This window comes from Enterococcus sp. AZ120 (assembly GCF_050546165.1).
In the GTDB taxonomy this organism is placed as follows: domain Bacteria; phylum Bacillota; class Bacilli; order Lactobacillales; family Enterococcaceae; genus Enterococcus; species Enterococcus faecalis.
The window spans coordinates 1,384,148-1,405,163 of the sequence record NZ_CP172950.1; the positions used below are offsets into that span (position 1 = coordinate 1,384,148).

Sequence of the window (21,016 nt, forward strand, 5' to 3'; positions counted from 1 at the left end):
TTCTCTTTCTATTTTGACGGAAGCCCTTTCCTTTGTCATGGTACTTCCGATGTATCTCTCAATTAAAACAATAAGAACATGTTCCAAATTCACCTCATTGAACATGTTCTTATTAATTAGTTATGCATTTACGCGTTTAATTTCACGATGTTTATTCAATAAATAGGCCAAACCAAGATTAATGCCAACAAAGCAACTGATTGTCAGAAGAAGTGGCAGGACAGTAAAACCAGTGGATTGATAACCAACCATTGCTTGCAAGACGTGGAGCATTCTCAGGCGCATTGGTGTCCCCCCTAATTGTGCAATCGTGCCCAGTAAAATAGGAATCATTAATAACAGCAATAAAACAATGAGTTTTTTTACGCCATCTATCCGATCATTAAAGACACCTGCTAACAAGCCAAGTGAGCCGCTAAGCATTAGTAAGATAAAAAAGAGCAACCACGACATGAAAAAGTTTCCTTGCGCATAGACATCAATTAATTTCATTGATAATTGAAAATGAGAAATGAAATTGCCGCTAAATACTTTAATCAGTACAAGTACAGCCAAGGATCCAACCAAAGATAAAATAGCATTACTTACAAAATTCACCAAAAAAATCGTCCAGCGGGAAAGCCCGTTTTGAATAAACAGTTTAAAATCTGTGTTCATCCCCAAAAATGATAGTATCCCCATAAAAACCAGACAAGGAATTACTGCATCAGAGCTGACAGTGTTCACGTCGTTAGAAAAGAGCAAACCAATAAGAGGAAAAAGAATGCCGAACAAAGCATAAAAGCCAAAATAAATTGCTAAGGAACGGACTTGATAAATAACACGATACCGCAAAGCTGTTTTAAATTTCATTTTACTTTTCCTTCTTTCTATTGGTTAATTGTACAAAATATGTTTGTAAATTTAGCGGCGCAATTTGAACCTCTGCTTTTTCAGTCGGCAAGTCGCCGTACACGTAAGCCGTAACTGCTCCACCTAAAGTGTCCATGCCTAAGATTTCCAATGACTGAGTATAGCGCTCTACTTGTTCTTTCGGCCCAGAAACAATGCGACCGTTTTTCAAAATTGTTTCAATAGATTCTGCGCGAATCAATTTTCCTTGATCAATGATGATAATATCTTCTAATAAATTCGCAATTTCTTCAATCAAATGGGTGGAAATCACAAACGTACGGGGACGTTCTTGGTATGTCTCAATTAAATAAGTATAAAATAATTCCCGATGATTGGCGTCTAAACCTAAGACTGGCTCATCTAAAAAAATATACTCACAGGGGACGGATAGCGCCACTATTAGTTTAGCAATACTCCGATAACCAGTTGATAATTTTTTGAATGTCTTTTTACCATCTAAATCAAAATCGCTTAACATTTGTTCGGCTAAAGACCAGTCAAAGGATCCATAAAAACCTTCAGTCGTTTTAAAAATATCTTTAATTTTTAACTGAGGAGGAAACAAATTATCTTCACTCATTAAGTAAATATGAGTCAAAGCAGCCTCATTATCGGTCACTGTTTCTCCCGCCAATTTAACGGAACCTGAAGTGGCAAAACTTCGATTATTTATGATATTTAATAACGTACTTTTACCAGCCCCGTTTCTGCCTAAGAGCCCATAAATCGTTTCTTTTTCAAAAGTAATTGAAATATTATCTAGTGCTTTTTTTTGATGATATTTTTTACTTACTGATTCCACCCGCAAACTCATGCGTCATACCCTCTTTCAATTAGTTGTTTTAATTGTTCAGCTGTAATCCCTAATTTTTTAGCTTCTGCGACAACTTCTAAGACTTCTTTATTTAAAAATTCTTCTTTCCGTGCACTTCTTACTCTCTCTTGAGCGCCTGGTAAAACAAACATGCCAATCCCCCGTTTCTTTTCAATCAACTGTCGTTCTACTAATAAATTCATTCCTTTTAAAACGGTGGCTGGATTGATTTGATAACTTTTTGATATTTCTGTGGTTGAGGGAATTTGTTCGCCTTCTAAGTAAGCGCCATTAAAAATTCCTTCGGCAATCTGATCGGCTACTTGCTGAAATAAAGGCTTTTCCCCCGAAAAATTAAATTCCATTTTTACACCTCGCTTAAACGGTTAACTACTTATGTAACTAACTATATATCTTAGAAATTCTTTTGTCAACAAAAAAACCATTGTTTCCAAAGAAATTTTTCTTTGAAAACAATGGCGATACTTTTGAGTTTATTGAATGGTTTCGTTCTTATAGGGTTCCATTGTATAACAATTCATCGGTTGTTTCGTTGACAATTTTTAAGCGATTTTGTTTTTTTATCAAAATACTTTTATAGGTCGTTCCTGTAGCCTTTTCTTCCATCACAAGAATGCGTTTATACTCATTATCAGTGACTTTCTTAATCGTTGTTTGATTTAAGGACGGGATTTTTTCTTTTAGCGTTTTTTCTTCCGCCAGACCTTTTAAGATTTCTGATTCTGTAGTGGAACTTGTGGATTTACTAGAATCGCTTGATACATTTTCGTTATTAGACGCACTTTCAGATGACTTGCGACTTGATTCGGTTACTTTAGGCTGTGATGATTCACTGGTATTAGTTGAATTCATTTGAGTTTGGGTTTGATTACCACATGCACCAATTAGCAACCCAACGCCTAAGATAGAACTTGCTAAAATTGTTTTTCTAATCATTTGCATGACCTCCTACATCTATCATTACTTTAACCTTAACATTTTTCAGCTAAGAGAACAATTTTTCAGATTAGAAAAGACCACTAGTCGTTATTTAAATAAACGAACTAGTGGTCTTACTTATTTAGGAATGATCTTCATATGAGTGAGTGGGTAATAAACAAATTGTGCTTTCCCTAAGATTTGATCTGCATGTATTGCACCAAAAGAACGGCTGTCTTTGGACATACGGCGATTATCACCAAGTACAAAATAGCTATCTTTAGGTAATTTTTCTTGCATTAACAATTCTTTTGAATCAAAATTCGTAGTATAAGGCATCGTTTCATGATCTTTTTTTCTGTTTTTAGTTAAATACGGTTCAGCGATTGGCTGATTATTGACATATAATTGATCGTTTTCGTAACGCACAGCTTCTCCTGGTAAACCAATCACACGTTTAATCAGAATCGATCCTGTGTCTGTTTTAAAGACCACCACATCAAACCGTTTAATGGCGGAGAATTTTTCCATCACAATCATATCTCCTTGATTCAAGGTTTTTTGCATGGAATGGCCATCCACCCGAACAGGAATCAGGAAAAATCCTCTTAAAATAAAAACGGCTACGATTGCTGGTACTAAGATTTTCAGAAAGTACATTAAATACCCAACATAATCACGTTTCTTCTTCAACTTCGTGCCACCTTTTTTCTAGTTTTTTTGAATTTCTTTGACTGCTGTATCGTAGGCAGCGTCATTTTCAAGAATTAATTTACCTAAAGTGGCTTCAATTTTTGTGGCTGTTTCATTGTCGATTTCTCCAGTTACAGGCAAGCCATTTTTCTGTTGAAGATCGCTAACCGCTGCTTTTGTTTCTGCGGTGTAGTTTGCATTGTTTTCATCAACAGGATACGCTAATACGGCTAAAATAGCATTTAAGTTCTGAATATCTTCAGATTGATCTCCTTCTTTTAGCGTTTTATCGCGAGGAATCAATTTTAAATAGGCATACTCGGGGTAATCAGCTTTGATGGTTGGTTCAATTCCTTTTTCGTTGATCCATTCGCCTTTTGGTGTTAACCATTTCAAAACAGTCAATTTTATTTCGGTTTGGTCATTTAAATCTTTCACCGTTTGGACCGTTCCTTTGCCAAATGTTTTCGTTCCAATTAATGGGACATTCGCAGATTCATGCAGTGCTGCAGCAAAAATTTCGGATGCACTGGCACTATTGCCATCAATGATAACTGCAACAGGTTCTTTTACTTTAAAGCCGCCGTCTAATTCTTTGGAAGCAACTTCTTTCATCGTACGTCCTTTTTTGTCTTCAAATTGAACAATTGTTTCGCCATTTTTTAAAAACATACTGGCCATTCGCTCTGCTTGATCTAGCAGTCCACCAGGATTTTGGCGTACATCAATTACAAAGGATTTAGCTCCTTTGGCACGTAAATTCGTGATTGTTTCTTTCAATTCTTGATATGTTTTTTTACCAAAGGACGTAATTTTAATCGAGCCAATTTGTGCATCATTTTTGTCTAACTCACCAGTCACTGTTTTAACGGGAATTTTCCCACGTTTGATTGAGATATTTTTAGTTTCTCCCTCTCTTTGGATAGTCAATTCAACGGAAGTTCCTTTTTTACCTCGGACTTTTGAGACGACTTCTGCTAGTTTCATCCCTTTTGTAGCTGTACCATCAACCTTTTCAATAATATCGCCTTCTTTGATTCCCGCTTTTTCAGCTGGGGAATCTGCTACAGGGGCCTCTGCTACAACTGGTTCGCCATCTTTCATTGTCATAGTGGCACCAATTCCTTCAAAATCACCAGATAAGCTTTCGTTTAAATCATTGGCAGAAGATTCATTTAGATAAGTTGAGTATGGGTCTCCAATGGCTTCAGACATGCCTTTTAAGGCGCCTTCAACTAATTCATTTTTATCTACTTCACCTACATAATTGGTACTAATTTCATTATATAAATCCTGCACTTTGCTTAAATCAGCATTGGTAATTGCCCCTTCTTGACTCATCTTTTTAACACGATGATCAAAATAAATATAACTACTTCCTCCAGCTAAAAATGCGACACAGAGGAGCGAAATAATATATTGATAAAAAGGAACAGTTCGTTTGTTCTTCATAGATTTCATCTCATTTCTAACAAATTCGTCACTACTTTTGTTTACTATAACATGAATGAAAAAAGAGGAAAAGCTTTGTTTGCTTTTCCTCTGGATTTATTTATTGTTTTCAAGGTACTTTTCCCATAACTCATCAAAGATGTCCATGTTGCTTAAATAGTCAGCATTCATTTCTAAATAAGAAGAAAGTTCATGATAATCCTCGGTTTGTTTTGGAAACTGAATATCTTTGGCCGCTTCATTGGCAAAATCAGTTTCAGGATCTTTAGCCGGACCTTTTAATGTCATTAAGTAATGGTAAAAGCTTCGTCTCATGTAAATTAGTCACTCCATTTTTCTTCGATAAATTCACTTCTACGTTGATGGGACAATCCATAACGCAAAGCGTCTTTTTTATAAAAGTCTTGATGGTATTCTTCAGCAGGATAAAATGGTGCTGCTGGTTCGATGGTGGTAACAATTGGTTCTGTAAAACGGCCGCTATTAGCTAGACGTTCTTTACTTTTCTCAGCAGTTTCTTTTTGTTCTTGAGAACGATAAAAAATAACTGGCCGATAATTATCGCCGCGGTCTTGAAACTGACCGAAAGCATCAGTAGGATCCGTTTGTTGCCAATAAATCTCCACTAATTGTTCGTAAGAAATAATCGCTGGATCAAAAGTGATTTCTACTGCTTCCGTATGGCCTGTTGTGTGTGTTAGAACCTGTTCATATGTTGGATTAGGCACGTGCCCACCTGTATAACCCGAAACAACTGAGATAATCCCTGGTTGTGTATCAAAAGGCTGCACCATACACCAGAAACAGCCGCCTGCAAAAATTGCTTTTTCTTCCATCTCTAACACTCCTTTTTTATTTCTCTTTTGGCAAGTATATATTCATCCGAATGTCATCGTCAACTAAATTAATCTTTTCTGCTCGAACAAATAGACCATTTTGCATTCTAAACTGATCTAAACGTAATAAAACAGTTTGATCATCTGGATTGATTTCAACCCATTTAGGTAGTTTGTAAGAACGTTTAGCAAATTTCAATACTTCTTTAATTGGCAAGCCTAACGTTCCTATAGATAAACTTTTTGCTTTTAATTGTACATTACCATTCGCCATCACGTAAGGATCAAAATATAAGTAAAAAGGAATGTCATGCCCTAACACCTGAAATGTTCCATTTAATAAAGCATCATTTTCTAAATAAAATTTATATTTGATCTCCGAACCTTTTTGAAAATCGGCTAAATAAAAGTCAATCAGTTTGTTCACTTGTTGTTTTTTTGACTGAATGGTGACGACTGGCTCGCCTTCTTTTTCAACAATTGCTGGTATTTTCTTTAAATCTGGTTCGCGAACTTGTGTTGCTCGAAATGTCACGAAAGCTACACTACCAATGACTAAACCCACTAGAACAAGAAAAGCGATTTTCCAGGGATTTCGTTTAAGATTGGTTGGTTGTGTCTTTTTAATTGATTTACTTGTTTTTGGCTTTTCTTCATTCATTTTATTCACTACCTTCTGATTTGGTTATCCATTCTTTCTCTGTCTTGACCATTTCATCCCGGACAGCTCCGGCCATAATTTGGTAGCCAAGATTATTCGGATGGAAGCGATCTTCTTCATATAACAAATTGTTTAAATCCTCTTTGCTAGCACTACTTCCTGTAGTTTCTGAGTCACCACCAGTTACGCCAACTTCATCGCCACGACCTTTATAGAGTAAATCATTGATAGGAATGAAATAGGCTCGTTTTTGCTCTTGAACCATTTCTTCGGTTGCTTGATTCCAGTTATCAACGATTTCTTGCATTTCTGTAATTTCGGAAAAGTTTAAGTAGAAGGGATTGTAAATTCCTAAGACATAAATAGGGGCCTTCTCGTTGTACTCTCGGATTTCTTCAAGTAGTCGTCTTACTCGGCGTTGATAGGCTTTTTGTGGACGATTGAACGAGCTGACTTTCAAGTCGAAAATATTACTACTAATTACTTTCATTAAGTCATTTCCGCCAACCGTTAGCGTAATCACGTCCGCAGAGGCAAGGCCTTTTTGAATTTCAGGTTTTTCTTTGATTCGTTTTAAAATTTGATCACTACGATCCCCATTTTTCCCAAAATTGTCTGTTTGAACACCGTTCAAGTTGTAGTGTTCTTTTAAATCATCTGCCACAATAGGAACAAAACCTCCACTATTCGTCAAATCGCCAATTCCTTCAGTTAAAGAATCACCGATTGCTGTATAATGAATGACTTCTTTTTGATTTTTTTGAGCAGTTGTGGCCACTTTCTCTTGCTTTAATAGTGGCTTTGCTTTGGGGATGGCCACACTTAACAATGTAAAAACACCTAGCGCAATGAGGATAGGTGTTAAGACGGTCAGCAAAATATGCTGTGTTTGTTTTTTCATCTTCGTCACTTCCTTTTAAATAAACCAACAAGAAATTTTCCTTTTCTTGTTAGAAAGAGGTTGCGTCTACTCATTTAAGAGTGAGACCCAACCTCGTTATTTCTTAGTCTGTATAGTACATAATAGCAAAGGCATTTTTTCCTGTATGTGTTGCAATGACTGGATTCGTATGTAATACGGGAATATCCATGTCTTTAAAGATTGCTTGTAATCCTTCTTTGAATCCATTTGCTAGTTCTAGCCCATCCGCATGAGAAATGCCAATTTGTCGAACATTTGGAATCTTACTTAATTCTGATTTCAATTCGTCAAACCATTTATTAAACGTTTTAACGCCGCGGCCTTTCGCTACAGGAATCAATTCCGTATTTTCAAAGTCCATGACAACTTTCATATTAAAAATGTTTGATAATAATCCTGTTGTACGGCTGATTCGTCCACCTTTAACCAAATTATCCAATGTTGAAATGCCAATGTATAATTTAGTATTTTGTTTGACGCGTTCAATTTCAGCTAAAATTTCTGGAACACCCGCTCCCGCTTGTGCCAATTTTGCTGCTTGAATGACTTGGAAAGACAAACCTTGGTCTGTAAAATCGCTATCAATCACCGTTACTTTACTTGATGATAAGTTGCTAGCTTGACGGGCCGCTTCAACCGTTCCACTTAAGCCTTTTGTCATGTGAATCGAAATTACTTCACTGCCATCTTCACCTAAGCGATCATATAATTCTACAAATTCACCAATTGGTGGTTGACTCGTTTTGGGTAAGGCCTTCGCATTAGCCATCATGTCCATAAATTTTTCGCCTGGCAAATGATCATCATCTGGATAAACAACGCCATCAACCATAATTGATAAAGGCATCATATGGATATTTAATTCATCTCTAAGACTTTTTTCCATCGTACATGAAGAATCCGTTACGATTTTAACGTTTGTCATAAATTTATCACTCTTTCTTTAAAAGGAACCTGTTTTCATGGTAGAATACCATTAAACGGTTAATTATCTAGTTATAGTATAACAGACACTGCCGAATTTTTCATCAAATTAAAATAAAGGAAGTGAATTTATTGGAAAAAACGCATTTCTCAAAAAAATACCTAATCGTGAACGAAGTCTTAAATGCAGTTACACATGGCATAGGCGCAGGTTTAAGTATTGCTGGCTTAGTCATTTTACTTGTTAAAGGAGCTCGTTTAGGCTCACCGATTCACGTGGTATCTTATGCTATTTATGGCTCCATGTTGATTCTACTTTTTTTATCTTCAACGTTATTTCATAGTTTAATTTTTACAAGAGCCAAAAAGGTCTTTCAGGTCTTCGATCATAGTTCTATTTTCTTATTGATTGCTGGCAGCTATACGCCGTTTTGCTTAATTAGTATTGGCGGTTGGTTAGGTTGGACCTTATTTAGTTTAGTCTGGTTAATCGCCATTGTCGGTATTGTCTATAAATCCCTCACGTTGCATAAACAAGAAACAGTGAAAAACATTTCAACGATTATTTATATTGTTTTAGGTTGGCTCTGTATCATCGCTGCTCGTCCGTTATATGAATCTCTTGGGTTTACAGGAACGGCGTTATTAGTCGCAGGGGGCGTGTCTTACACATTAGGTGCAGCCTTCTATTCATTGAAAAATGTGCGGTTTATGCATGTGGTTTGGCACTTGTTCGTCATGCTTGCAGCGATCCTCATGTATTTTTCTGTTCTCTTTTATACGTAATCACAGCACAATAAGAACACGATGCTTTGAGCATCGTGTTCTTTTATTGCCCTAAATCTCTTTATTATAAAGGATTATTCTTCTTTTCGAATTATTTTAACATAAATTAGTAGAAAAGACTTTACAAAACGAACATACATTCGTATAATAACAATACGAACACTCGTTCGAATCAAATGAAGAGGTGATACACATGGAAGCAATTCGTCGTGTTGGATTTTTATTTTTTGTATTGGTTATAGGTATTTTTTTGGGAACATTAGGATTACGTCTTGCTTTTATGATCGTGACGCCGTTATTTATTCTTTGGTTTATGTCATGGGATGAGAAGCGTTATACACGTACACGTAAACAACAGCAAGCAAGATACGTTTATCGTAAGTTCCCTTAATAAATAATAAAACGGTGTGTTCCCCCCAAGCTACGCTCCGTTTTTATAAATATGTCAAAGAAAGAGCGAAGGATTAAATCCTTCGCTCTTTCTAATTAAATTAGATTAGTATTCCATTAAGGTAACAATATCGTAGCCATCAATTTTATCGCGGCCATGTAAATCCATTAATTCAATTAGGAACGCACAACCAACCACAATACCACCTAATTGTTCGACTAATTCGATGGTTGCTTTAATTGTACCACCAGTTGCTAACAAGTCATCACAAATCAAAACACGTTGGCCTGGTGTGATGGCATCTTTGTGCAACGTTAATGTATCTGAACCATATTCTAAGTCATAAGTCACTTCGATGGTTTCACGAGGAAGTTTTCCTTTTTTACGAACCGGAGCAAAGCCAACCCCTAGTTCATAAGCCACTGGACAGCCGACAATAAAGCCACGAGCTTCCGGTCCTACAACCATATCAATTCTTTTTTCTTTCGCGTAATCCACGATTTGTTTCGTTGCTTCACGATAGGCATCCCCATTAGCCATTAATGGAGAAATGTCACGGAACACGATCCCTTTCTCAGGATAATCTGGAATGCTTGCAATGTAATCTCTTAAATCCATTTTTATTTGTCCTCCTCATTCCACAGCCATTGTTGTATTGTTTGACAATCACTGTAAAGTAGAAATTCTTCTGTTTTTATTTTTTTCAATCGTTGTTGGTACACTTGACTTTCAGTCAATGGTCGATTGTCGGGTTTCTCAATACTGTTTAAAACACCGCTTTCTATTGTAACAAATCCTAAGTCAAAAAACACCTGTATCATGAAAATTAATAATTTTTCTTGGATATTTAAGTAATTTGCCACCTTCGATAGCTGGGAACGTAGATTTACTTCTTTTTGCTGCAAAATAAATTTATACAATGTTGCAAATTGTTCACGTGAAGCCATACCGTTTAAATAAGCTTCTTCTGGTGAAATAAACATCATGTATATACGTTGTATCTCAGTCGCTTCAACAATTTCTTTAACCGTGATTGCTTCCACAGGACAGTCGACAAAAACCAGTTGTTCGATTTGATTTTGAGAAACAGCTTCCACCAATTCTTCTTGGTTTGACCAAACAATAATATTAGCGGTTGGATCTGAAATGAATTTTTGATTTTTTTCATCAAACAAAAGATAAGCTGTTGCTTCTGAAGGAATTGGTTTCGTTTGATTATTTTTGCCACGAAAATCAAATAATTGTCTTCCCGATACAGCAAAATCAGTCACCATTAATTGTGGTTTCTTACGACCATTCCATTCATTGATGGAAAGTTGGCCTGCCACATCGGCGGTTCCTTGTGCTAGTTCATCCGCTTGAGGCCCCATTTGAAAAGCAATTGCATCCAATTGCGCCCCTTCTTGATTCATTTGAAATTTCAGATGTGCATTATCTGCACCAATTTTACGAATTTGCGTAGGCGTGATTTCCTTAAATACAAAAGTTGGCACAGTATTATCAGTCCCAAAAGGCGCCAAAATACGCAATTGATCAATAAAAGTAGTCGTTGCCTGCGAAACCGCTAAGCTCTCACTAATGAGCAACTCTTGTCCATTAGCCATATCAATTTGATTTTTTTCAATAAAGTGTGACAAATGTTCTTGAACAAAAGGAATATTTTCAACAGGTAAAGTCATTCCCGCTGCCATATGATGCCCACCAAAATGAGTGAATTGCTCACGCACTTCGTTCAACGCCTCATAGAGATTCAATGCGCTAATGCTGCGTCCAGAGCCTTTAGCGGTCGTACCAGATTCATCTATTGCTAAAATAATGGTTGGTTTCCCCGTTTCTTGCATAATGCGGCCCGCGACAATCCCTAAGACGCCTTCATGCCAGCCTTGTTTCGCTAAAATATGGACCGGCGCATTCGGGTCGATTAAATCCAGCGCTTCTTTGGCAATCGTCGTTACAATATCTTTTCGTTCATTGTTTTGTTGATCAATATATTTAGCGATTTCCAGCGCTTGCTCTTCATCAAATGTAGTCATTAATTCAACACCTGGTGCGGCTTCCCCTAATCGACCTAACGCATTTAAACGAGGTCCAATGGTAAAGCCAATTGATTCTTCTGAAACAGCTTCCTTTTTCACACCCGCTTCTTGTAATAAAACGTCTAAACCAATTCGATCACCAGTTTGAATCATTTGAAGGCCCATTTTGACAAACGTTCTATTTTCATCGGTTAATGAAACCAAGTCAGCAATTGTCCCAATTGCTACCAAATCTAATAACTCAATTGGCAATTCACCAAGTAACGCAGTAGCGACTTTGAAAGCCACACCAACACCAGCTAAATCTCCAAAAGGATAGTCACCTTGCGGATGTCTAGGGTGGACAATCGCAAAGGCTTCTGGTAATTGTTCAGGCAATTCATGATGGTCAGTAACGATTACATCTACCCCTTGAGCCATAGCGTAGCTAATTGCTTCATGTCCGGCTACACCATTATCAACGGTTACAATTAATTGGACTCCTTGTTCAATTTGTTCAGCAAATACGTCTTTATTAGGCCCATATCCATGAACAAAACGATTCGGTAGAAAGTACTGAACCATGCCACCGACTAATTCGATTGCTTCTTTCATAACCGTGGTACTAGTGATGCCATCTGCATCATAATCCCCATAGACAAGGATTTGTTCACCCGCTTCGACGGCTTGCTGGATGCGGGCTACCGCTTTCTCCATATCATGCATTAAGAACGGATCATAAATATCTTCGATAGTCGGATGTAGAAACTTACGTAATGCTTCTTCTGTCCGGATATTGCGGTGCCATAAAAGTTGGCCAATTAATGGATTAATTTGTTCTTTTTTTAATTGTTCTATAAATTCTACAGGTAATTCTGTCTTTGTCTGTAACTGCCATTGATAGTTTGATTTTTTCACGACGTCACTCCTAACCAAGTAATTATAGCAAAATTTTTCCAAAAACTAAAGAAAGCATTTTTTTAAATCTGAGAAAAAAACTGTGATATCTGTTAGATAAATAGCAGATATCACAGTTTTATTTTAAAAGAAACTTAGTGATAAAGTCTCTTCCTTATTTTTGTTCCTCTTCATTCACACGAGGTTTCACATAACGATCAATACGACTACCTGACACAGGCGTTGCGTCTACTTCTGTGTTTGATGTTTGTTCGTTGACCACTGGTTCTGCGACTTGTGGTGCTGCCGCTTGTTTGGCTTGCAAATCAGCCAATTGATTATCAAAAGAACGTTGAACTTTTTCCGTTTCTTCTTTGACTAATTTATCCATATCATTTTTATAAATATCCAACTCTTTTTGTACAGCTTTTAATTCCTTACGTTGGTTCCAAATGGTGGTTGTGGAGGTTAGTAATCCAACTAGTGCGCCAATAATTGCAGAACCTAAAATAATTAAGATTAACGGTCCACTAATTTTAGTAAAACCAAAGTTTACTGGAACAGCTTGATTATTTAAAACAGCAAAAATAACAACAATTAAGACCAACACAAGGCCCAAAATAACACGCCATTGATTTTTCATGACTTGATCGACTCCTTTATTTTTTATTTAAAATATTTCCCGCTATGAAATCTCCTAAATGTGGAAACAATGTATAAAAGCGGGCAGCCGCTTCCATGACAAACGGACGATTAATCTCACGTCGAGAAGTCCCCATACTCCCAACCACTTCTTTCGCTAATTTCGTAGGGTCTAAAACAATTTTATCCACCGCAGCTAGATAAGTGCCTGTCGGGTCCGCTTTATCAAAGAATTCTGTTTGGATTGGTCCTGGATTGACAGTCGTTACTGCTACACCCAACGGTTTCAATTCTAAACGTAAAGCATTTGAAAAACCTAACACAGCAAATTTCGTTGCAGAATAAACGGTTGATTTAGCTGTAGCCATCTTCCCAGCCATTGAAGCAACGTTGATAATATGTCCTTGCCCAGCTTCAATCATTTTAATAGCTACTTTTTGAGTAAACGTCATCATTCCTAAAACGTTGACATCAAACATTTGGCGTGCAACAGCCAAGTCAATTTCAACAAAATTTTCAAACAAGCCAAAACCAGCATTGTTGACTAAAACATCTATAGGACCAACTTCTGCTGAAATAGCTTCAACCACACGTTCAACACTTTCTGGATCGGCAATATCTAATTGATAAGAAAATGCTTCTCGTCCGCTTAAAGCGGCACACTGCTCGCGAACTTTACCAATCAAATTAATTCTGCGGGCGCAGACAACGACGACTGCCCCTTGTTTAGCTGCTTCATAACAAATTTGTTCACCTAAACCAGCTGAACCTCCAGTTACGACAACGACTTTATTTGTTAAATCCATCTAAGCTCCTCCTTCATTGGCAAATGGAATCTCAATGATATCCATATCTTTTACGATTTTTGTATTGGGGAAAATTTCTTGGGCTTCTTCTTGAAGCTGATAGGCCTCTTTGGTTAAATAACGGGCACTAATATGCGTTAAGATAAGTTGTTTTACTTGCGCTTCTTTTGCAACTTCAGCTGCTTGTTGACTGGTTGAGTGGAAGTAGGCTTTTGCCATTTTTGCTTCGTGTTTATTAAACGTACTTTCATGGACTAAAACATCCGCTCGTCGTGCTAAGGTTACGCTATTTTTAGTTTTGCGAGTGTCTCCTAAAATCGTCACGATTCGTCCAGGTTTACGCTCTCCCACAAACGCTTGTCCATTAATTTCCTGTCCATCAAAAACAATCGTTTCACCACGTTTGAGTTTGCCATACAATGGCCCAGAAGGAATCCCTAAAGCTTGAAGTTTCTCTACTTGTAATTCTCCTTCATGCGCTGCTTCCTCAATTCGATAGCCAAAGCTCGTGATGCCATGGTCCAAGATATTACAGCGAACAGTGAATTGTTTATCTTTAAAAATAACGTCATTTTCTTTCGTTAATTCAATAAATTTCAGTGGATAGGACAACCGCGATTGCGAGACCCGTAAAGAAGTCTTGACAAAATCAGCAATCCCAACTGGTCCATAGATTTCTAAAGGTTCTGTCCCGCCCTGAAAAGAACGACTACTTAACAAACCAGGTAAACCAAAAATATGATCCCCATGTAAATGTGTAATAAAAATCTTTTCAATTTTTCTTGGGCGAATACTACTTTTTAAAATTTGCAATTGAGTCCCTTCACCACAATCGAAGAGCCAAACTGCATTTCGTTCATCTAATAATTTCAACGCAATCCCTGTGACATTGCGATGTTTTGCTGGCACACCAGCGCCTGTTCCTAAAAATTGTATTTCCATCTGCTACCATACTTTCTTTTAAACTTCCTTTTTATTTTAGAAGAAGTTTGCTCCTTTAGCAAATAATAATTTATCTATTTTCTCAAAGTTTTCTTCTTAGTTTACCGTATTTTACGATAAAATAACAAAAAATTAGCAAACTACCATAAAAAACCGTGATTTCTTAGTATTTTAAAAGACTGTTTCCCTTTATTCAGAAAACAGTCTTTGCTCCTTATTCTTCTTTCGATGTCGCTTCTTTATGTTGTTCTTTTTTTGCTTGCCACGATTGTTTCGCTTCATTTGCAACTTCGTTCGCATCGTTAATTTCTTGTTGGACTTCCTCTAAATCAAGCCGCGTGATTTCGCCACCTAAGTCAAACATAACCAATTGGTTGAGCGGACGGTTGTCTTCTTCTTCTGCAATTAATAACAATCCCGTTTGTCCTTCATCAATCTTTTGAATCACATGTTCAAAAACCGTTTGTGCTTCTTGAATTTCTTTGGCGTCTTTGCTTGCACCATACATACTTCCAGCAAACCAGCCAAAAAGAATGCCCAGAGGACCACCTAATATGCCTACTAGCATCCCAATCATGCTATCTTTTGATGTATGATTGTTGCCTGTAAAATCGATAAAATCATTGATTTTAAATTGATGCTGGCCATCATTAACATGCGTAACAACCGCCATTTGCTCACCTTTAAGCTGTCTTTCTGCCTGCATCTTTTTTATTTCGGAAAATGCTTGGTACGATTTACTTTCAATATCAAAGTTCATAATGATAATTCGTTTTGCCATACAAATCGCTCCTTTATTCTGGATACATCTATTTTAGCAAGAAAGGCCTATCTCTAGCAATGAAAACTTTTTGGTTATGTATAAAAAAAGAAGATAGCTAGGCTACCTCCTTGTTAATGCTTATTTACCATCAAGAATATTTAAACGGACCTTTTTCGGACCATCGATACGTACACTATAAACAATTGTCCGAATTGCTTTTGCAACACGCCCTTGTTTACCAATGATACGTCCAATATCTTCTTTGGCCACAGTCAAATTATACTCGAGGAAATCAGTTGATTCCTCAATTTCTAATGAGACTGCTTCAGGTTGACTGACTAACGGACGGACAATAGTTAAAATTAACTCTTTCACATCTGCCATATTCAATCACCTTATTTCTTAACGTTTTTAGCTTCATGATGTTTTTTCATAACGCCTTCTTTTGAAAGGATGTTACGAACTGTATCAGAAGGTTGCGCACCTTTAGATAACCAATCTAAAACTAAATCTTCTTTTAAAACTACTTCTGCAGGGTCTTTCAAAGGGTTGTAAGTACCTACAGTTTCGATGAAACGTCCATCACGAGGAGAACGAGAATCAGCTACTACAATACGGTAAAAAGGACTCTTTTTAGAACCCATACGTTTTAAACGAATTTTAACTGCCATTATTAAATACACCTCCATTAACTTAATCACAAGAGTTAGTTTAACAGATTAACAACAACCTGTAAAGAGTTTTTTCTTGACACCTTTACTTTTTTTCAATTTTTTTAGCCAATTTGCAGGAAAACAAACGAAATAATGAAGAATTTTTACAAAATTTGATAATAGTTGTACTGGTTTCTCACTTGAAAGCCTTCTGTTTGATAGAGATGAAGCGCTGCTTGATTTTCTGTTTCAACTTCTAAAAAAATAGTCGCTGAAGCTGAATTTTCTAAAATCATTCGGAGCGCAGACTGTAACACTTGACGGCCAAGACCGCGACCTCGTTGCGTTTTTGTCACAACAAAGCCATAAATCCCCCATTCGTTTTCAAAATGATCCAAACGTAGCGTGGCTAAAAGTTGATTGTTTTCTTTATAAATAAGTGTTCGTTGAAGGTCCTCCGGCAAAGGCGTACCTTCGAGTAACCTAGCCAAGGAATCCAAATCAGCCACTTGTGGTCGGAGAAGTGTCAGCTTCGCCAACGCCTGTGAGTAAGTTTCTCTTTGAAAAACCAGATACTGTTCTGAAAAAGCTGGCAGAATCCCTTGTCTATTAAAATAATTCAGGCCAACAGATTGCTTGTCGTCCATCACGAGAAAGACTTCTTTCATTCCCCACAAAGCTGCTTGCTTTTCGAGTTCTTGAACAAGTTCTTCAAAAAATGGTCCTACATTTGGCGCAACAATCGTCGCTTCCAAGGTTTCCCCATCAAAACAATACCCTACGATATATGCTTGAATGGTTTGTTCCTTCCTGTATAAACCATAATAAGTATAAGCTGATTCCTCAGGAAATGTTTGTTCCAATTTATAAAAAGTTCCTTGTTTAATCATTTCCTTGTTTTTTAATTCAGTCAATGTTTGTTTCTCCAACGGTGTTAACTGTCGGCGCCAATTTATTTTTTTATTCAAGCAGTTGCTCCTTTACTCATCCTTTTACTAGCTATTATACGTGAAGTTACGAAGTTCAACAATGTACAAGGATAAAACGTTTGCGCTTTTTTTGGAAAAGTACTATCATAAAGTAAGTAAAAGAAAATGGAGGGATTTACATGACAAAAAAAATTGGTATTTTTGTAGGGAGTTTAAGAAAAGATTCATTTAACAAATTGGTAGCAAAAACAATGGCGGACTTATTTCCAGCTGATTTCGAACCTGTTTTTATTAACATTGGTGATTTAGAATTATACAATCAAGATTTGGATGATGAAGGAACCCCCACCGAAGCTTGGACAACATTCCGTGAAGAAGTTAAACAAGTAGATGGCGTAATGTTTGTAACACCAGAATATAACCGTTCAGTACCAGCTGTTTTAAAAAATGCATTGGATGTCGGTTCACGTCCGTATGGCGAAAGCGTTTGGGATAAAAAACCAGGACTTGTGGTGAGTGTTTCACCAGGTGCAATTAGCGGATTTGGTGCGAACCATCATTTAAGACAATCATTAGTCTTCTTAAATGTTCCAACTTTACAACAACCTGAAGCCTATATTGGCGGTATTACGAACTTAATTGGTGAAGATGGTAAAATTATTGATGGCACTGTTGGCTTCTTACAATCAATTGTAGATGCTTACGTGGATTTCTTTAATCGCTTAACTGCCTAATTGAATCAATCGAGAAAAAGTGAGGCAACTTTTTACAGGTTGTCTCACTTTTTTTATTTTTTTGCTTGACCTTCTCGTTACGTAAAGGTTTATGATAGATTTTGTCAGGAGGAATGAATGATGGAATATACAATTAAAAAAATGGCTTCACTATCTGGCGTCAGTGCACGGACGTTACGATATTATGATGAAATTGGTCTTCTTCAACCAGCCAGAATTAATTCTTCTGGTTATCGAATTTACGGGCAAGCCGAGGTGAATCGTTTGCAACAAATTCTTTTTTACCGTGAATTGGATCTGAAACTAGATGAAATTAAAGAAATTTTGGAGCAACCTGACTTTAATGTTGAACAGGCTTTATACGAGCATCAACAAAAACTATTGGAAAAGCGCAATGAAATTGATCGTCTTTTAGCCTCTGTTCAACAAACCTTACACCATTACAAAGGAGAGATAAACATGTCAGATCAGCAAAAATTCGAAGCATTCAAACAACAAAAAGTTCAAGAAAACGAAGAAAAATATGGTAAAGAGATTCGGGAAAAATATGGCAACGAAACGATTGAACAAGCCAACAAAAAATATTTAAACTTGACGGAAAAAGACATGCAAGCAATGCAGAACGTGGAAAAAGATTTATTTTCTAAGTTAGCCATGTATCAAAAATCACCCAAATTGACTAGCCAACTTGCGCAAGAAATTTTCCAATTACACAAAGATTGGTTAATGTACTCTTGGTCAAGCTATTCGCCAGAAGCACATAAAGGGTTAGGGCTTATGTATGTTGGTGATGAACGATTTACGTCATATTATGAACAACACGGCGCTGGTTTTGCCGAAGCGTTAAACGCAATTATCCAAAACTACGCTTAAACAGAAAGTGCGCCATCAGTCTCTTCGACTGATAGCGCACTTTCTGTTTCTTCCAATAATTAACTAAAGCCTGTTTATCTTTTTTTCTTTTTCTTCTTTTTGTTTTTCTTCATCATACGATTCATGGCCATTTTACCTAGCTTGCCTTTAACGCCGCCACCTAGCATTTGATCCATACCAGGAATGTTCATATCCCCTTTGGACATTTGTTGCATCATTTTTTTGGATTCTTTAAATTGTTTAATCATACGATTGACTTCAACCACACTATTTCCTGAACCAGCTGCAATTCTGCGGCGGCGACTAGGATTTAATAGATCAGGATTTTCACGTTCTGCAGGGGTCATTGATAAGACCATCGCCCGTTTCCGTGCCACATCTTTTGGATCGACTTTGACATTTTCAATACCAGGCATGTTACTCATTCCAGGGATCATTTTTAATAAGTCTTCAATCGGTCCCATGCCCATAACTTGATCCAATTGCTCAATGAAATCGTTAAAGTCAAAACTGTTTTCTTTCATTTTTTGAGCAAGTTCTTCTGCTTTTTTCTCATCGTAATCTTGTTGCGCTTTTTCAATTAGCGTCAACATGTCCCCCATACCTAGGATACGACTCGACATACGATCGGGATGGAAAATTTCTAAATCAGTTAATTTTTCACCAGAACCGACAAATTTAATCGGAGCGCCCGTTACTGCCCGAATTGACAGCGCAGCCCCCCCACGAGTATCGCCGTCCATTTTGGTAATAACAACCCCAGTAATTCCAAGCTGTTCATTAAAACTATCTGCAACGTTGACAGCATCTTGCCCCGTCATCGCATCAACAACTAACAGAATTTCATTGGGATTAGCCAACTCTTTAATTTGTTTCAATTCGTCCATTAAAGCTTCGTCAATGTGTAAACGGCCGGCCGTATCAATTAAGACATAATCATTTTTCTTTTCTTTTGCTAATGCTAACCCTTGACGAACAATTTCCACTGGATTAGCATCTGTTCCCATATCAAAAACGGGAACTTCTAATTGTTGACCTAAAACCTTCAACTGATCAATCGCTGCTGGACGATAAACGTCACCAGCGATTAAAAGCGGACGAGCGTTTTCAGTTTTCATTAAGTGTTTGGCTAATTTACCAGTAAAAGTTGTTTTACCAGCCCCTTGTAACCCTGTCATCATAATCACTGTTGGGATTTTTGAAGATTTATTCAATTCAACCGTTTCTGAACCTAACGTTTTCGTTAATTCTTCATCAACAATTTTTACAATTTGTTGGGCTGGTGATAAGCTTTCTAATACTTCGACTCCTACTGCCCGTTCTCTGACGCGTTTTGTGAAATCTTTGACCACTTGTAAATTAACGTCGGCTTCTAATAAAGCCAAACGGATTTCTCGCATCATTTCTTTTACGTCGGCTTCGGAAACTTTTCCCTTACGACGGATTTTACTCATTGCCTGTTGTAGGCGGTTTGTTAAACTCTCAAAAGCCATAGTTTCATTCCTCTATTTCTTGAATTTGTTCAATATATTTTTTGATTTCACTATCTTTGGGATAAGTTTCTTGAACATACTGCTGTAGTTGTTCAAGATATTCTTTCCGTACAACATAGTTTGAATAAAGATGTAACTTTTTTTCGTATTCTTCTAAAATTTTTTCGGTTCGTTTAATGTTATCATAAACCGCTTGGCGACTAACCTCATATTCTTCCGCAATTTCTCCTAAAGAAAAGTCATCAGCATAGTAAAGCTCCATATAATTCATCTGCTTTTCCGTTAATAATGTCGAATAAAATTCAAATAACGCATTCATGCGGTTTGTTTTTTCCATTTCCATGAGCCGTGCTCCCATCTTCAATCCCTTATAGGTTACCGATTTCATAGGGAATAGTCAATCTTTTTTTACTAAGTTTTTACCTTTTAAAAAGAAATGTCCGCAAGTTGCCATGTTTCTTCAGAATAAACGGTCATTCCTTGTTGAATAAAATAAGCAGTTGCGACTCCAACTCCAGCTTTTTTAATGCCAGAAAATTGTCCATCATAAATCAGCTGGCTGCCACAGCTGGGACTTTTTTCTTTCAAAATCAAGGTTGTAATTTGTTGAGTTTTTAATTTTTGATACGCGCGCTGTGCCCCTGCTTTAAACGCCTCAGTGACATCTTCCCCATTATCCGTATATACATAAGCAGTATTCGCCCAAACATCAAAGCCGTCCCCGCCAATGATTTCTGCTGGCGGACGTGGAATGGGCAACTCTCCTAAAACTTCGGGACAAATCATTATTGCTTTTCCATTAGTTACAAGTTGTTTTAACGCTTCTTGTTCTTGAGATTTTCCATCGTAACGGCAACAAATCCCACCTAAGCAACTACTAATACCAATCATTCGCTTCTCCTCATTTCATTTCTCTATTATACCATGAGTTGACTTTTCTCAAAAGTAGCATTCTCG

The 21,016-nt window shown here is 37.1% G+C and carries 27 protein-coding genes; 4 read left to right on the plus strand and 23 right to left on the minus strand.

Translation table 11 applies throughout. The annotated features are described in order from the left end of the window. Nucleotides 1–120 precede the first annotated feature (120 nt). The 11 genes from IGJ46_RS06680 to IGJ46_RS06730 all read right to left on the minus strand — a co-directional run bounded on the left by IGJ46_RS06680 (nucleotide 121) and on the right by IGJ46_RS06730 (nucleotide 8,136). Nucleotides 121–852, minus strand: a complete 732-nt coding sequence (locus IGJ46_RS06680; protein WP_218391084.1) for a hypothetical protein — start codon at nucleotides 850–852, stop codon at nucleotides 121–123. A gap of 1 nt (nucleotide 853) precedes the next feature. Further along, nucleotides 854–1,708, minus strand: a complete 855-nt coding sequence (locus IGJ46_RS06685; RefSeq protein ID WP_002377309.1) for an ATP-binding cassette domain-containing protein — start codon at nucleotides 1,706–1,708, stop codon at nucleotides 854–856. Then, the gene (locus IGJ46_RS06690) at nucleotides 1,705–2,073 is read right to left on the minus strand and encodes a GntR family transcriptional regulator (protein WP_002357453.1); all 369 of its coding nucleotides are present in this window, start codon (nucleotides 2,071–2,073) and stop codon (nucleotides 1,705–1,707) included. Before IGJ46_RS06690 ends, IGJ46_RS06685 begins: the two co-directional genes overlap by 4 nt. Before the next feature lie 148 nt (nucleotides 2,074–2,221). Next, a complete protein-coding gene (locus IGJ46_RS06695) occupies nucleotides 2,222–2,671 on the minus strand; it encodes a hypothetical protein (RefSeq protein ID WP_218391086.1) in 450 nt (149 codons plus the stop codon). A gap of 114 nt (nucleotides 2,672–2,785) precedes the next feature. After that, nucleotides 2,786–3,340 (minus strand): signal peptidase I, encoded by a 555-nt coding sequence (gene lepB / locus IGJ46_RS06700; protein WP_002382369.1) that lies wholly within the window; start codon nucleotides 3,338–3,340, stop codon nucleotides 2,786–2,788. A gap of 18 nt (nucleotides 3,341–3,358) precedes the next feature. Continuing rightward, complete coding sequence (locus tag IGJ46_RS06705; protein WP_218391087.1) at nucleotides 3,359–4,801, minus strand: S41 family peptidase; 1,443 nt, start codon at nucleotides 4,799–4,801, stop codon at nucleotides 3,359–3,361. Nucleotides 4,802–4,888: 87 nt separating this feature from the next. Further along, nucleotides 4,889–5,107 (minus strand): YozE family protein, encoded by a 219-nt coding sequence (locus tag IGJ46_RS06710; RefSeq protein ID WP_002357449.1) that lies wholly within the window; start codon nucleotides 5,105–5,107, stop codon nucleotides 4,889–4,891. 5 nt (nucleotides 5,108–5,112) lie between these two features. Continuing rightward, nucleotides 5,113–5,628 carry a peptide-methionine (S)-S-oxide reductase MsrA gene (gene msrA / locus IGJ46_RS06715; RefSeq protein WP_002398324.1) on the minus strand — a complete coding sequence of 172 codons (516 nt, stop codon included), beginning with the start codon at nucleotides 5,626–5,628 and terminating at the stop codon, nucleotides 5,113–5,115. 16 nt (nucleotides 5,629–5,644) lie between these two features. After that, a complete protein-coding gene (locus IGJ46_RS06720; RefSeq protein ID WP_002357446.1) occupies nucleotides 5,645–6,298 on the minus strand; it encodes a YpmS family protein in 654 nt (217 codons plus the stop codon). Then, the gene (locus IGJ46_RS06725) at nucleotides 6,291–7,190 is read right to left on the minus strand and encodes an SGNH/GDSL hydrolase family protein (RefSeq protein ID WP_002365717.1); all 900 of its coding nucleotides are present in this window, start codon (nucleotides 7,188–7,190) and stop codon (nucleotides 6,291–6,293) included. The genes IGJ46_RS06720 and IGJ46_RS06725 overlap by 8 nt, the downstream gene beginning before the upstream one ends. A gap of 103 nt (nucleotides 7,191–7,293) precedes the next feature. Then, nucleotides 7,294–8,136 (minus strand): DegV family protein, encoded by an 843-nt coding sequence (locus IGJ46_RS06730; RefSeq protein ID WP_002357444.1) that lies wholly within the window; start codon nucleotides 8,134–8,136, stop codon nucleotides 7,294–7,296. A 131-nt stretch (nucleotides 8,137–8,267) separates the two neighbouring features. Between IGJ46_RS06730 and trhA the strand changes: the two genes are divergently transcribed. Together trhA and IGJ46_RS06740 are read left to right on the plus strand one after the other, a co-directional pair. Beyond that, nucleotides 8,268–8,921 (plus strand): PAQR family membrane homeostasis protein TrhA, encoded by a 654-nt coding sequence (gene trhA, locus IGJ46_RS06735; RefSeq protein WP_002357443.1) that lies wholly within the window; start codon nucleotides 8,268–8,270, stop codon nucleotides 8,919–8,921. A 193-nt stretch (nucleotides 8,922–9,114) separates the two neighbouring features. Continuing rightward, nucleotides 9,115–9,312 (plus strand): hypothetical protein, encoded by a 198-nt coding sequence (locus IGJ46_RS06740; protein WP_002360203.1) that lies wholly within the window; start codon nucleotides 9,115–9,117, stop codon nucleotides 9,310–9,312. 105 nt (nucleotides 9,313–9,417) lie between these two features. Here IGJ46_RS06740 and IGJ46_RS06745 read toward each other — a convergent pair whose 3' ends face one another. The 9 genes from IGJ46_RS06745 to IGJ46_RS06785 form a co-directional block, all read right to left on the minus strand. After that, on the minus strand, nucleotides 9,418–9,930 hold the full coding sequence (locus tag IGJ46_RS06745; RefSeq protein ID WP_002357441.1) for an adenine phosphoribosyltransferase: 513 nt from the start codon (nucleotides 9,928–9,930) through the stop codon (nucleotides 9,418–9,420). Between the two features lie 2 nt (nucleotides 9,931–9,932). Further along, entirely contained in the window at nucleotides 9,933–12,245 is a 2,313-nt protein-coding gene (gene recJ, locus IGJ46_RS06750) for a single-stranded-DNA-specific exonuclease RecJ (protein WP_218391089.1), read from the minus strand. Nucleotides 12,246–12,399: 154 nt separating this feature from the next. Beyond that, the gene (locus IGJ46_RS06755) at nucleotides 12,400–12,867 is read right to left on the minus strand and encodes a LapA family protein (RefSeq protein ID WP_002357439.1); all 468 of its coding nucleotides are present in this window, start codon (nucleotides 12,865–12,867) and stop codon (nucleotides 12,400–12,402) included. A gap of 16 nt (nucleotides 12,868–12,883) precedes the next feature. Then, nucleotides 12,884–13,672 (minus strand): SDR family NAD(P)-dependent oxidoreductase, encoded by a 789-nt coding sequence (locus IGJ46_RS06760; protein WP_002364028.1) that lies wholly within the window; start codon nucleotides 13,670–13,672, stop codon nucleotides 12,884–12,886. Then, a complete protein-coding gene (gene rnz, locus IGJ46_RS06765) occupies nucleotides 13,673–14,614 on the minus strand; it encodes a ribonuclease Z (RefSeq protein WP_002360200.1) in 942 nt (313 codons plus the stop codon). Nucleotides 14,615–14,828: 214 nt separating this feature from the next. Next, on the minus strand, nucleotides 14,829–15,395 hold the full coding sequence (locus tag IGJ46_RS06770) for a hypothetical protein (protein WP_002357436.1): 567 nt from the start codon (nucleotides 15,393–15,395) through the stop codon (nucleotides 14,829–14,831). A 120-nt stretch (nucleotides 15,396–15,515) separates the two neighbouring features. Beyond that, nucleotides 15,516–15,761 carry a KH domain-containing protein gene (locus IGJ46_RS06775; RefSeq protein ID WP_002357435.1) on the minus strand — a complete coding sequence of 82 codons (246 nt, stop codon included), beginning with the start codon at nucleotides 15,759–15,761 and terminating at the stop codon, nucleotides 15,516–15,518. 11 nt (nucleotides 15,762–15,772) lie between these two features. Beyond that, nucleotides 15,773–16,048, minus strand: a complete 276-nt coding sequence (gene rpsP / locus IGJ46_RS06780; protein WP_002357434.1) for a 30S ribosomal protein S16 — start codon at nucleotides 16,046–16,048, stop codon at nucleotides 15,773–15,775. A 146-nt stretch (nucleotides 16,049–16,194) separates the two neighbouring features. Next, nucleotides 16,195–16,998: a GNAT family N-acetyltransferase gene (locus tag IGJ46_RS06785; RefSeq protein WP_010710303.1), complete on the minus strand. Its 804-nt coding sequence runs from the start codon at nucleotides 16,996–16,998 to the stop codon at nucleotides 16,195–16,197. Between the two features lie 140 nt (nucleotides 16,999–17,138). Between IGJ46_RS06785 and IGJ46_RS06790 the strand changes: the two genes are divergently transcribed. Both IGJ46_RS06790 and IGJ46_RS06795 read left to right on the plus strand, forming a co-directional pair. Then, a complete protein-coding gene (locus IGJ46_RS06790; RefSeq protein ID WP_002357432.1) occupies nucleotides 17,139–17,693 on the plus strand; it encodes an NADPH-dependent FMN reductase in 555 nt (184 codons plus the stop codon). A gap of 117 nt (nucleotides 17,694–17,810) precedes the next feature. Beyond that, nucleotides 17,811–18,566 carry a MerR family transcriptional regulator gene (locus IGJ46_RS06795; protein WP_002357431.1) on the plus strand — a complete coding sequence of 252 codons (756 nt, stop codon included), beginning with the start codon at nucleotides 17,811–17,813 and terminating at the stop codon, nucleotides 18,564–18,566. Nucleotides 18,567–18,640: 74 nt separating this feature from the next. On the opposite strand, the gene ffh is transcribed toward IGJ46_RS06795, so the two are convergent. The 3 genes from ffh to IGJ46_RS06810 form a co-directional block, all read right to left on the minus strand. Then, nucleotides 18,641–20,059 carry a signal recognition particle protein gene (gene ffh, locus IGJ46_RS06800; protein WP_002409459.1) on the minus strand — a complete coding sequence of 473 codons (1,419 nt, stop codon included), beginning with the start codon at nucleotides 20,057–20,059 and terminating at the stop codon, nucleotides 18,641–18,643. Nucleotides 20,060–20,063: 4 nt separating this feature from the next. Next, nucleotides 20,064–20,402: a putative DNA-binding protein gene (locus tag IGJ46_RS06805; protein ID WP_002357429.1), complete on the minus strand. Its 339-nt coding sequence runs from the start codon at nucleotides 20,400–20,402 to the stop codon at nucleotides 20,064–20,066. Nucleotides 20,403–20,485: 83 nt separating this feature from the next. Continuing rightward, a complete protein-coding gene (locus IGJ46_RS06810) occupies nucleotides 20,486–20,950 on the minus strand; it encodes a DUF523 domain-containing protein (RefSeq protein ID WP_002357428.1) in 465 nt (154 codons plus the stop codon). Between the last annotated feature and the right edge of the window lie 66 nt (nucleotides 20,951–21,016).